At 73.7% G+C, this 11,602-nt stretch carries 10 protein-coding genes; 3 read left to right on the top strand and 7 right to left on the bottom strand.

All coding sequences use genetic code 11. The features are described from left to right. Positions 1 to 119 precede the first annotated feature (119 nt). Complete coding sequence (locus tag ACFV3E_RS33195; RefSeq protein WP_500538116.1) at positions 120 to 3,467, bottom strand: S8 family peptidase; 3,348 nt, start codon at positions 3,465 to 3,467, stop codon at positions 120 to 122. A gap of 293 nt (positions 3,468 to 3,760) precedes the next feature. Between ACFV3E_RS33195 and ACFV3E_RS33190 the strand changes: the two genes are divergently transcribed. Then, the gene (locus ACFV3E_RS33190; RefSeq protein ID WP_500538114.1) at positions 3,761 to 4,771 is read left to right on the top strand and encodes a LacI family DNA-binding transcriptional regulator; all 1,011 of its coding nucleotides are present in this window, start codon (positions 3,761 to 3,763) and stop codon (positions 4,769 to 4,771) included. Between the two features lie 18 nt (positions 4,772 to 4,789). On the opposite strand, the gene ACFV3E_RS33185 is transcribed toward ACFV3E_RS33190, so the two are convergent. From ACFV3E_RS33185 to ACFV3E_RS33175, 3 genes are all read right to left on the bottom strand, one after another. Next, positions 4,790 to 5,896 carry a serine hydrolase domain-containing protein gene (locus tag ACFV3E_RS33185; RefSeq protein WP_500538112.1) on the bottom strand — a complete coding sequence of 369 codons (1,107 nt, stop codon included), beginning with the start codon at positions 5,894 to 5,896 and terminating at the stop codon, positions 4,790 to 4,792. 66 nt (positions 5,897 to 5,962) lie between these two features. After that, the gene (gene msrA / locus ACFV3E_RS33180; protein ID WP_500538110.1) at positions 5,963 to 6,607 is read right to left on the bottom strand and encodes a peptide-methionine (S)-S-oxide reductase MsrA; all 645 of its coding nucleotides are present in this window, start codon (positions 6,605 to 6,607) and stop codon (positions 5,963 to 5,965) included. Further along, positions 6,604 to 7,644 carry a hypothetical protein gene (locus tag ACFV3E_RS33175; protein ID WP_500538108.1) on the bottom strand — a complete coding sequence of 347 codons (1,041 nt, stop codon included), beginning with the start codon at positions 7,642 to 7,644 and terminating at the stop codon, positions 6,604 to 6,606. Before ACFV3E_RS33175 ends, msrA begins: the two co-directional genes overlap by 4 nt. Positions 7,645 to 7,710: 66 nt before the next feature. On the opposite strand from ACFV3E_RS33175, the gene ACFV3E_RS33170 reads away from it, so the two are divergent. Continuing rightward, on the top strand, positions 7,711 to 8,865 hold the full coding sequence (locus ACFV3E_RS33170) for a cystathionine gamma-synthase (RefSeq protein ID WP_450388435.1): 1,155 nt from the start codon (positions 7,711 to 7,713) through the stop codon (positions 8,863 to 8,865). Positions 8,866 to 9,467: 602 nt separating this feature from the next. On the opposite strand, the gene ACFV3E_RS33165 is transcribed toward ACFV3E_RS33170, so the two are convergent. The 3 genes from ACFV3E_RS33165 to ACFV3E_RS33155 are packed head-to-tail and all read right to left on the bottom strand — an operon-like array spanning position 9,468 to position 10,698. Continuing rightward, a complete protein-coding gene (locus ACFV3E_RS33165; RefSeq protein ID WP_500538106.1) occupies positions 9,468 to 9,710 on the bottom strand; it encodes a hypothetical protein in 243 nt (80 codons plus the stop codon). Beyond that, positions 9,707 to 10,171: a sigma factor-like helix-turn-helix DNA-binding protein gene (locus ACFV3E_RS33160; RefSeq protein WP_500538104.1), complete on the bottom strand. Its 465-nt coding sequence runs from the start codon at positions 10,169 to 10,171 to the stop codon at positions 9,707 to 9,709. The genes ACFV3E_RS33165 and ACFV3E_RS33160 overlap by 4 nt, the downstream gene beginning before the upstream one ends. A gap of 32 nt (positions 10,172 to 10,203) precedes the next feature. After that, a complete protein-coding gene (locus ACFV3E_RS33155) occupies positions 10,204 to 10,698 on the bottom strand; it encodes a MarR family winged helix-turn-helix transcriptional regulator (RefSeq protein ID WP_500326745.1) in 495 nt (164 codons plus the stop codon). A gap of 232 nt (positions 10,699 to 10,930) precedes the next feature. Between ACFV3E_RS33155 and ACFV3E_RS33150 the strand changes: the two genes are divergently transcribed. Next, positions 10,931 to 11,602: threonine ammonia-lyase (locus ACFV3E_RS33150; RefSeq protein ID WP_500538146.1), on the top strand; the 672-nt coding region annotated here is incomplete at its 3' end.

Genomic DNA, 11,602 nt, shown 5'->3' with positions numbered 1-11,602 from the left:
GGGTGGGATTTTTTTTTTTTAAAGGCGACCGCGCCGGGGGGGGCGGGGGCGCGGGGGGCCGCCCCCCCCGCAAGGTTCCGCGGTTCGGGGCGGGCCGCCCTGATGCCCGCCTGTTCGTGCTACTTCGCGAGGTACGCGTTGTAGATCACCTGGGACAGGGTGTTGCCCTTCTTGTCGCTGACCAGGGCCTTGAAGGAGACGCCCTTGCCCGCCTTGGGGTTCTTCAGCGTCACCTTGCCGCCCTTGACCGTCAGCTTCGACCAGTGCGCCCCGCCGTCGGTGGAGACGTACACCTTCAGCGACTTCAGGTTGCGCCCCGCGGCCGCACCCTGGACCGTCACCGGCACCTTGACCGTGGCCTTCGCCTTGGAGGTGCTCGTGGCGGACAGGGACGGGGTGAAGCGCACCACGGAGACCGGCAGCGTGGCCGGGACGTCGCCGCCGACGTGCCGGGAGGAGAACGTCCAGGACGCGGTGATGCGGGTGCTGACCGCCGCGGTCGTGGCGCGGGTCACCGAGGTGGCCAGCCGGTAGCCGGCCTTGGCGCCGTCGACGGTGAAGGAGACGCCGTCGTCGAGCGCGCCGTCGTGGCTCCCGACCTTCGTCCCGTTGCGGTAGAGGGTCGTGGTGGCCTTGTCGTACGACGCGAAGCCGCTGTGGCCCTGGCCGTCGGTGAAGAGGCCGACGGTGCCCCAGATCTCGTCACCGGAGCGCATGATGCCGGAGTACTTGTCGAGCTTCGGTCCGAAGACGCCGACGTTGAAGCTGCGGCTGTAGCTCCTGCCCTTGGTGAAGGACCGGGCCGGGGCCTCGTAGTAGCCCTCGGGAATCTCGCCGGAGGAGTCGGTCTGCAGGAAGTCCTGGGCCCAGGTGACGCCGGAGCCGTTGACGTACACGGTCCTGGTGAACGGCAGCCCGGTGAGGAAGCCGCTCGGCGTCACCATGGCCGCGTTCACGAACGGGGTGGTGAAGACCGCGCCGAGCTTGCGCTTCACCGAGGAGCCGCCGGTGGTGGTGATCTTCGCCAGGTCGGTGCTCCGCACGGTCCTGGTGTAGCCCGTGTAGAACGACTTCGTGCGGCCGTACGCCACCGTGTAGACCTTCGAGCCGTGCTCGAACAGGCCGGCGACGGTCGCCTGGTACTCGGCGGCGGTCAGCGCGGGACCGGAGTGCGCGGTGCGGAAGTCCCGCAGCGTGCCGGTGTTGAAGCTCAGGCCGGTGCCGGCGGCGCCGTGGTTCAGGTTGTAGCCGACCATCAGGTCCGACTGCCGTGCGGCCCGGTCCGGCAGCGTGAACGCGAACGGCTTGGCCTTGCTCGCGTCGAGCGTCACCTCGGTGTCCTTGGTGAGGGTGACCAGCGGGCGGCTCACCCAGTTCGCGCTCTCGAACGTCCGGCCGTCGGCCGCGAGCTTCACGATGAGGCTGTCCACGGCGTAGCTGCCCTTGGGCAGGCGCAGCGCCGTGCTGCCGCTGTCGTTGGTGACCTCCTCGAAGGCGTCGCCGTCCAGTCCGACGACGAGCGTGTCGTAGGCCGCCGCCGGACGCCCGTCGCGGTCCAGGTTGGTGATCCGCAGGTCGTACGACTCGGCCTCGCGCACCACGCCCGCGGCGGTGCGCACCGACCGCGTGCCGTCGCCCGCCACCACGGCCGCGCTGTAGGCGCCGTCGGCGGTGCCCAGGGTGGTGTCGGCGGTCAGCGTCGCCTCCGCGGTGCCGCCGGCCGGCACGGTCACCTGCTGCTTGTCGAGGGTGAAGAACCCGGCCGGCGCCGCGGCGCCGTCGGGGTCCTTGCCGGTGACCGACAGGTCCAAGGTGACGTCGGCGTCACCGGAGTTGCGGTAGGTGATCGTCCTGGACTGCTGCACGTCGTCGGCGTGCGGCCACCGGGCGACGCCGAAGCTCAGCGAGACCGGGTCGGCGACCACCTCCTGGTGGATCGCCCGGGCCAGGTCGATCTGGCCGGAACCCTGCTGGAAGGCGGTGTAGCCGCCGTCCGTCGTGGAGCCGGTGAGCGCGGCCTTGATCTGCCGGCCCGTCCAGTCCGGGTGCTCCTGGGCGAGGATCGCCGCGGCGCCCGCCACGTGCGGGGTGGCCATCGAAGTACCGGAGATGGTCAGGTAGTTCCCGTCCGCGGTGTGCGGGACCTCGGGGTCGGTGTCGATCACACTGCCCTTGGCCGCGGCCGCGGTGATGTCCACGCCGGGGGCGGTGACGTCGGGCTTGACCGCGCCGTCGCCCACGCGCGGGCCGCGCGAGGAGAAGCCGGCGAGCTTGGAGTCCTTGTCGACCGCGCCGACGGTCAGCGCGGCGTCCGCGCTGCCGGGGGAGCCGACGGTCGAGGCGCCGTCGCCCTCGTTGCCCGCGGCGATGACGAACAGCGTGCCGGTGTCCGCGGACAGGCGGTTGACCGTCTCCTCGATCGGGTCGACCCCGGGGGTGTCGCTCCCGCCGAGGCTCAGGTTGGCCACCTTGGCCCCGGAGGCGGCGGCCCACTCCAGGCCGGCGATGATCCCGGCGTCGTCCCCGAAGCCGTCGTCGTCCAGCACCTTGCCGCTGATGATCCGCGCGCCCGACGCCACGCCCTTGTAGGCACCGGCCGACTTCTCGCCGGTGCCGGCGGCGATGGAGGCGACGTGGGTGCCGTGGCCGAAGTGGTCGAGCAGGTTGTCGGCGGTGGAGAAGTTCTTCTCGGCGACGACCCGGCTGGTCAGGTCCGGGTGGCTCTTGTCGACGCCGGTGTCCAGCACCGCGATCGTGACGCCGGTTCCGTCGTAGCCCGCGTCCCAGGCCTCCGGCGCGTGGATCTGCCGGGTGTTCCAGCTCGGTTCGGCCGCGGCCTTCTGGATCGCGTTCAGCCAGACCGTGCGCAGGCCGGACTCGGCGGTGGCGTACGGGGAGCCCGGCACGTCGTCGGTCAGCGCCGTCCAGACGCCGGCCGCGGCGTCCTCGGGCGCGGTGACGGACTCGCCGCCGAGCGCCGCGAAGGTGTGGGTCACCTCGGTGCCCTCGGCCCGGTGCAGTTCGGCCCGCGCCTCGGGGCGGCTGCCCCGGTAGGTGACGATCAGTCCGAGGCCGCGACGCTGGGCCGCCTTGCGGTACTCGGCCCGGCTCAGCGTGGTCACGTCGAAGAGCCGGCGGTCGATCCGGCCCTTCGCGATCAGCTGCACCGCGTCCTGCGGGACGACGTAGACGTGCCCGTGCTGCCGGCGTATCTGCACCGGTATGTCCTCGCGCCCCTTGGCGCGTTTCAGGGCGACGGGCCTGCCCTGTGAGTCCACGGCGACCCGGTCGCCGGTGATCAGCGTGATCCACACGCGGTCCTTGACCGCCGTGGCGGACGCGGAGCCGGCCGGCCCCGTGGCCGCCGGCCCGGCCGCCGAGGCCGGTGTGACGGCGCCGGCGGTCAGTGCCGCCGCGACCCCCGTTGCGAGCGCTGCCGCGCGCGCCTTCTTCCATCGTCGGTGCAACGTATCCCCTTGTGTCTGCGTCATGACACGCGGGAGCGCTCGTCCCCGGGCGCGCGCACGCGATGTTCCCCCACGGCGTTCCCCCCGGCGAAGCCCCCGCCTTGCCGACGCAGTATGTACCGTCTGTCGCGGACATCTCAAGAGTCACTTCGTGAACGGATTGCCGGATCCGGCCACAGGTGTTGTCGAAGCGCTTCGACACGTGTCTGGACAGGGATGCCGGGTCCCCGGTAGCGTCTGAGTCGAAGCGCTTCGAAAGGTTTCGACACTTCCTGGGGGGACGGAGAACGACAATGGCCACACTCGCCGAGGTAGCCCGCCACGCCGGGGTCTCCGCCAGCACCGTCTCGTACGTCCTGAGCGGCAAGCGGTCGATCTCCGAGGGCACGCGCCGGCGGGTCGAGCGGAGCATCCAGGAACTCGGCTACCACCCGCACGCGGGCGCGCGGGCGTTGGCCAGCAGCCGCTCGAACATCATCGCCCTGATGGTGCCGCTCCGTACAGACATGTACGTCCCCGTCATGATGGAGATCGCGATAGCCGTCGCCACGACGGCCCGTCAGCACGGCCACGACGTACTCCTGCTCACCGGCGAGGAGGGCCCCACCGCGGTCCGGCGGGTCGCGGCCAGCGGACTCGCCGACGCGATGATCCTCATGGACGTCGAGCTGGAGGACGAGCGCATCCCCCTGCTGCGCGCCGGTAACCGGCCCGGCGTGCTCATCGGCCTGCCCGCCGACACCGCGGGACTCACCTGCGTCGACCTCGACTTCGCCGCCACCGGCGCGCTCTGCGCCGACCACCTCGCCGACCTCGGCCACCGCTCCGTCGCCGTCGTCGGCGAGGCCGCGGCGGTCTACCAGCGCCACACGGGCTTCGCCGAGCGCACCCTCCAGGGACTGCGCACTCGTGCCGCCGCACGCGGGATCCGGCTCATCCACCGCCCCTGCGAGGGCAGTTACGAGTCCACCGCGGGCACCCTCTCCCGCATCTTCGAGGAACGGCCGGACACCACCGCGCTCGTCGTCCAGAACGAGTCCGCCATCGCCCCCCTCCTCGCGCTCCTTCGCCAGCAGGGCCGCGCCGTGCCCGAGGACGTCTCCGTCGTCGCCGTCTGCCCCGACCAGGTGGCCACGCAGGCCGCCCCCCAGCTCACCTCGGTCGCCATCCCCGCGCAGCAGATGGGCCGGCACGCGGTCGAACTCGTCATCGCCAAGCTGGGCGGCAGCCCGACGGAGGAGGTCCGCCTCCTCGGCCCCGAACTCACCGTGCGCGCGAGCAGCGGCCCCGCGCCGTCCGCGTGACGACGGCGGGGCGCGCGCTCAGGCCCGCAGCCCCTGGAGCCCGTCGTAGGCGGCCATGACGAATTCCATCCCGCGGGTGTCGTCCGCGGGTTCGCGCATCTGGTTGGGCACGTACGCCACCGTCATACGGGCCTCGGGGTCGATCATCACGAGCGAGCCGCCCCAACCGCCCCACCCGAAGCTGTCGCCGAAGAGCCCGTAGCCCAGCGCCCAGCGGACCGGCATGCCCAGGCGGCGGTCCTCTCCGCTGAACTGCTCCTCCCGCGCGCGGTCACAGCCCGCCCGCGACAGCAGCCGCACCCCGTGCACCGCTCCGCCGCAGGCCAGCACCGACTGCACGAGGGCGACCGAGCGGGCGTTGCCGAAGCCGCTCGCCGCCGGGATCTGCGCGCGACGCCACGCCACGCCGTTCCCGTCACGGAGCCGCACGGCGGTGCCGGCCCCGGGCGACGCGCTGCCGCCGGGCGCGCTCGCCGCGTAGTCCTCGTCCCGGGACGGCGGCGGGACGGCGGGCGCCACGCGGGGGTCGTGCTCGGCGGGCAGTCCGATGTGGAAGTCGGCGCCCAGCGGTCCGGCCACCTCCTGCGCGAAGAACCCGCCCACGCTCCGGCCGGTGATCCGGCGTACGACCTCGCCCACGAGGTACCCCTGGGTGAGCGAGTGGTACCCGGCCGCGCTGCCCGGTTCCCACTGCGGGGCCAGCGCCGCCAGACGCGCGGTGGCGGACGGCCAGTCGTAGAGCTCGTCGATCGGCCCGTCCCAGTCGGGCAGGCCCGCGGTGTGCGCGAGCAGGTGCCGCACCAGCACCTTCTCCTTGCCCGCCGCGGCGAACTCCGGCCAGTACCGGGCGACCGGCGCGTCCGGATCGAGCGCGCCGCGGTCGGCCAGGACCAGCGCGCACAGCGCCGTCATCGTCTTGGTGACGGACCAGACGTTGGTGATCGTGTCCCGCTGCCACGGGACCGTGCGGTCCGCGTCGGCGAACCCGCCCCAGACGTCCACCACCGGCTCGCCGTCCACGAAGACCGCGACGGAGCCCCCCGCGTCCCCGCCGTCCAGCAATCCGGCCAGCGCGCCCGGCACCGCGGTGAACAGGTCGTCGTACGTGCCCTGGATATCGGCCATGCGCCGTATTAGCGCGTACCGGCCGGGCGCAGGCAATCGAATTTCCCGGCCGCAACCGGCGGGAGCTCAGCGATCGGCCTTCGCGATGCCGACCGGGCAGGAGACCCCCGTCCCCTCGATGCCGCAGTAGCCGCCGGGGTTCTTGTCCAGGTACTGCTGGTGGTACGGCTCCGCGGCGTGGAAGGGGCCCGCGGGGACGACCGCCGTGGTGATGGTGCCGTGCCCCTTGGCGCGCAGGGCGGACTGGTAGGCCTCGCGGGAGGCGAGGGCCGTCGCGAGCTGCCCGGGGGAGTGGGCGTACACCGCGGAGCGGTACTGGGTGCCGATGTCGTTGCCCTGGCGGTGGCCCTGGGTGGGGTCGTGGGCCTCCCAGAACACCTTCAGCAGCTCCCCGTACGTGATCAGCGCCGGGTCGAAGACGACACGCACGACCTCGGCGTGGCCGGTGAGGCCGCTGCAGACCTCCTCGTACGTCGGGTTCTCCGTGTACCCGCCCGCGTAGCCGACGAGCGTCGTCCACACGCCGGGCGTCCGCCAGAAGACGCGCTCGGCGCCCCAGAAACAGCCCAGCGCGAAGTCGGCGACCTCCAGGTCGGCCGGGTAGGGGCCGGTGAGCGGCCTGCCGAGCACGGTGTGGCGGTCGGGCACCGTGTGGAGCGGGGCGGGGCGGCCCGGTATCGCCTCCTCACGGGAGGGCAGGCGCGGCGTCAACGGGTGCGCCCGCGCTCGGAGTTCCACTCCAGCCCCGCGAGCGCCTGTGCCCGGCCTGCGGCGTACGCGGCGGCCGGGTCGGCCTCGTAGGCCCAGGGGGCCGCGCCCGCGTAGCCGTCGACGGCACGGAACTGCTCGACCGCCTCGGGGAAGCGCTCCGCGCGCAGCAGGAAGGCCGCCAGCAGGTGCCGCACCACGGGCAGCACCGGGTCGGAGGGGGAGGCGTGCTCGGTGGCGTAGAGCGCGCCGCCGATGGCGCGGGAGACGACGTCGCTCTCGTAGAAGCTGCGGACGAGGATGACGTCCGGCAGGTGCGCGAGGACCTCGAAGAGCGGCAGGGCCGGCAGCAGGCTGCCCTCGGGCGCGGAGGAGGCGGCCCGCTCGGCGAAGTCGCGTGCGGCGCCCTCCGGAAGGCGGGCGAGGGCGGCCAGGTGGGCGCCCATGTGGTGCGGGGCGCGGGAGGCGGTCTTCTCCCAGACCGTCGCGAAGTCCGCGTCCGCGGCGAGGGCGACGACGTACGGGACGGGGTCGCCCGGCGCGAGCAGCGCGGCCTCGTCGGCGACCGTGCGGGCCTCCTCCAGGATCATCGGCACGTCCGGGGACCCGGCCGGCTCACGCCGGGCCCGCTGCACCAGGAACGCCGCGTGGACGGCCGCCCCGCCGGCGTCCTTCGGGTCCTCGACCCGCCAGGTGCGCAGCCACGCCGCGCCCGTGCCGGGGGACTGCGTCAGCTCGACCGCCGCGGCCCCGGCCAGGGTCTGGACCCGCTGCCAGCGCAGCTCGCCCGCGGCCGGGGTGCCCTTGAGGAGGGCGGCGACCGCGCGCCAGTCCTGGGTGCGCTGGGTCACGGTCAGCGCCTGCGTCAGCTCGTCGTCCGGTCCCGGCAGCCGGATGTCGATCTCCTCCCGGGGCACGAAGCCGTACCGGGCGGGGTCGACCGCGGCCACGGCCCGCACGCCGCGGCCGCGCAGCATGCGGGGCACCAGCACGATCGCCGAGATCAGCAGAACGCCGTACAGCACCCACAGGAATTCCATGATGAGCAAGCCTACGCGGGCCCGGCCGGCACGTCCCGGCCCGCGGCTCGCACTACGCTCGGCGGTATGAGCGAGCAGCAGCACCAGAACTTCGAGACCCTCGCGATCCACGCGGGTCAGCCGGCCGACGCCCAGACCGGGGCCGTGGTCACGCCGATCTACCAGGTCTCCACGTACAAGCAGGACGGGGTCGGGGGCCTGCGCGGCGGCTACGAGTACAGCCGGTCCGCCAACCCCACGCGCACCGCGCTGGAGGAGAACCTCGCGGCGCTCGAGGGCGGCCGCCGCGGCCTGGCGTTCGCGTCCGGCCTGGCCGCCGAGGACTGCCTGCTGCGCACGGTCCTGAAGCCCGGCGACCACGTGGTCATCCCCAACGACGCGTACGGCGGCACCTTCCGGCTCTTCGCCAAGGTCGTCGAGCGCTGGGGCGTGCAGTGGTCGGTCGCCGACACCTCCGACCCGGCGGCGGTCCGGGCCGCGCTCCGGCCCGAGACCAAGGTGATCTGGGTCGAGACGCCCAGCAACCCGCTGCTCGGGATCACCGACATCGCGGCGCTGGCGGACATCGCGCGCGGCGCGGACGCCCGGCTCGTCGTCGACAACACCTTCGCCAGCCCCTACCTGCAGCAGCCGCTGGCGCTCGGCGCCGACGTGGTCGTGCACTCCACCACCAAGTACATGGGCGGGCACTCGGACGTGGTCGGCGGCGCGCTGGTCGCGGCCGACGCGGGGCTCGGCGAGGAACTGGCCTACCACCAGAACGCGATGGGCGCCGTCGCCGGCCCCTTCGACGCATGGCTGGTGATGCGGGGCATCAAGACGCTCGCGGTGCGCATGGACCGGCACAGCGAGAACGCGGCCCGGGTCGCGGAACTGCTCTCGCTGCACCCGAAGGTCACCCAGGTCTTCTACCCCGGGCTGCCCGAGCACGCGGGGCACGACGTCGCGGCCAAGCAGATGAAGCGGTTCGGCGGGATGGTCTCCTTCCGCGTCGCGGGCGGCGAGGAGGCGGCCGTCGAGGTGTGCAACCGGGCGCGGCTGTTCACGCTGGGCGAGTCCCTGGGCGGCGTCGAGTCCCTCATCGAGCACCCCGGCCGGATGACGCACGCCTCGGTCGCGGGCTCCGCGCTGGAGGTCCCGGCGGACCTGGTGCGGCTCTCCGTGGGCATCGAGTCCGTCGACGACCTCCTGGAAGACCTCCGCCAGGCCCTGGGCGCGTAGCCCTTCGGGGTGCGCGGGGTGCGCGGGGTGCCGCTTGCGGCCTGTGGTTGTGTGCGGGTGCGTTGCGCCTGCGGCGGGCGGTTTCCCCGCCGCCCTCCCTCCCCCAGCCTTCGGCCGGGGGGACCCCCAACCGGCGCGGTCAGTGCGGGCCTGCGCTCTGTTGGGTTGGGGTCGGAGCCGCGCCGGTGCACGTCTCCCCCAGCCTTCGGCCGGGGGGACCCCCATGGGCGCACCCCGCCACACCCCCTCCCGTCGTCTGGGCGCATGACGGCCGGAGGGTGGGTGAGAAGGCCGTCCGGGGTTGCCGCAGGTGCCTTACTGAACCCCCACCGGCCGTCAGTCGCCCCACCGGCACGAGGGGGTGTGGCGGGGTGCCCCCGCAGGCGACGAGCGGTGCGCGCGGCGCCGAATGATGTAGGGCAGCGCCGCGAGCGCCGAGGAGGTACGCCGGCGCGGCACCGACCCCATACGTACGCAGCGGGGCGGTCACTGACCGCGCCGGGCAATCGGGAGGGTGGGCGGGGGATGCCCGCCGCAGGCGCGAACAACCCGCACACGACAACGGGCCGCAAGGGGCACCCCCGGCCATCCGGCGGAGCCGGTCACCACTCGCCGGGCGTCGTGTCGAGCGGCTCCGCCGCCGGCCACCACAGCACCGCGAGGACGAGCGCGACGACGACCGCCACGACGAGCAGCGTCCACAGGACGGCGTGCAGCACGCGGCGGCGGGCCAGGACGCGGCGGCCGCGCTCGGCGGCGCGCGGGGCGAGGTCCACCGGCACCGCGGGGTGAGGCCCGTCGAGCAGCCGGCGGACCTCGTCCTGCTTGCGGTCGTACGGGCTCACGACGCGACCTCCCGCACCCGGCGCGCCGCCCCGCCGCGGGCGCGCCGGCTGCGCAGGGCCGCGCTGGCCCGCAGGGTGATCACCCGCACCCGTTCCGACGGCATGCCGAGCTGCGCGGCGGCCTGTTCCTCGGCGATGCCCTCGTACAGCCGCAGCACGATCACCAGCCGCTCCCGCACGTCGAGCGGCCCGAGCACCCCGCCGCGCGGACGGCGCCACCAGGGCCGGTGGGCGAAGCGGCGGACGATCTCGGCGCGGGTGCAGGCGTACGGGTCCTCGCCGCGCATCCGGAACCAGTCCGCGTAGCTGCGCGACAGGGCGGCGCACAGCAGCTCGGTCCCTTCCGCCCGGTCCCCCGTGAGCAGGACGGCGACGTGCAGCAACCGCCCTGCCGCGCCCGCCGCGAACGCCTCGAACTCGGCCTCGCGCAGGCGCTCCGCTGCCTCCCGGCGCTCTCCCACAGCGACATGGGACGGCAGACGGCGACCTCAGGTCAAGAGTTCTGCTCGTCTCCTTGCGTGACGGAGGAGTGGTACTGCGCGAGCGCGCCGTTGAACCGGCCGAGGAGGTCGGTGAAGGACTCGCGCTCCTGCGGCGTCCAGTCCTCCGTCACGACCGCCATGAGCTGCTGCCGCGAGCTGCGGACCTCCTCCAGGCGGGAACGTCCGCGCGGGGAGAGCGCCAGCACGACCGCCCGCCCGTCCTCGGGGTGGGAGGTGCGCTTGACCAGTCCGCTGTCCACGAGCGGGGCGACCTGGCGTGTGACGGTGGAGGAGTCGATGCCCATGCCCTCCGCGAGCGCCTTCACGCCCATCGGGCCCTCGTTGTCGAGGCGGTGGAGCAGCAGGTACGCGGCCCGGTCCATGGAGTTGCGGGCCTTGCCGACGCCACCGAGGCGCGTCTGTTCCGCGCGGCGGGCGAAGAGCGCCACCTCGTGCTGCAGGCGCTCCAGGAGGTCGGTCGTGATCTCCGAGGGGGGAATGGGCATGGCCGGAAGCTCGCGTTCTGTCGGTCCTGCGAAGGTTGGGAGAAGAGTACGCGGAGAGCGTCACCCCGGGACCCCGCCGCGGAAAACTGCTCGGTCCGTCCGGGCGGTGGCCGCTGCTGCAAGACTGGGGACCATGGAAAGCCCCGCACGTCCGGCACGTCGCACCAGTCGCGCGGTGGTGGCCGCGCGGCCGTCTCCGGTCACCATCGACGATGTGCGCGGCGCGCACAAGATGCTGTCGGGTGTGGCCCGCGTGACCCCCGTGGAGGGCAGCCGCTACCTGTCCCGTCTGGTGGCCGCCCCGGTGCACCTGAAGTGCGAGAACCTGCAGCGCACGGGCTCCTTCAAGGTGCGCGGCGCCTATGTGAGGATCGCCGGTCTGCGGCCGGAGGAGCGCGCGGCGGGCGTGGTCGCGGCGAGCGCCGGCAACCACGCGCAGGGCGTGGCACTGGCCGCGTCGCTGCTCGGGGTGCGCTCCACCGTCTTCATGCCGTCCGGCGCCGCGCTGCCGAAGGTCGCGGCGACCCGCGACTACGGGGCGGAGGTGCGGTTGCACGGGCACGTGGTGGACGAGACGCTGCGCGCCGCCCAGGAGTACGCGGAGCAGACGGGCGCGGTCTTCATCCATCCCTTCGACCACCCGGACATCGTCGCCGGGCAGGGCACGGTGGGCCTGGAGATCCTCGACCAGTGCCCGGAGGTGCGCACGATCGTCGTGGGGATGGGCGGCGGCGGGCTCGCGGCCGGTGTGGCGGTGGCGGTGAAGTCGGTGCGGCCGGAGGTGCGGGTCGTCGGCGTGCAGGCGGCGGGTGCGGCCGCCTGCACCCCCGCGCAGGCGGCGGGGGGGGCCGGGGGGCGGGGCGCGGTGGCGGCCCCAGCAGGAACGTATAAACAACAGAAACAG

Origin of the sequence: Streptomyces sp. NPDC059718, from assembly GCF_042733315.1 — a bacterium.
Taxonomy (GTDB): domain Bacteria; phylum Actinomycetota; class Actinomycetes; order Streptomycetales; family Streptomycetaceae; genus Actinacidiphila.
Note: the sequence above shows the minus strand (reverse complement) of the source record. Positions and strands in the feature narration are given on the sequence as shown.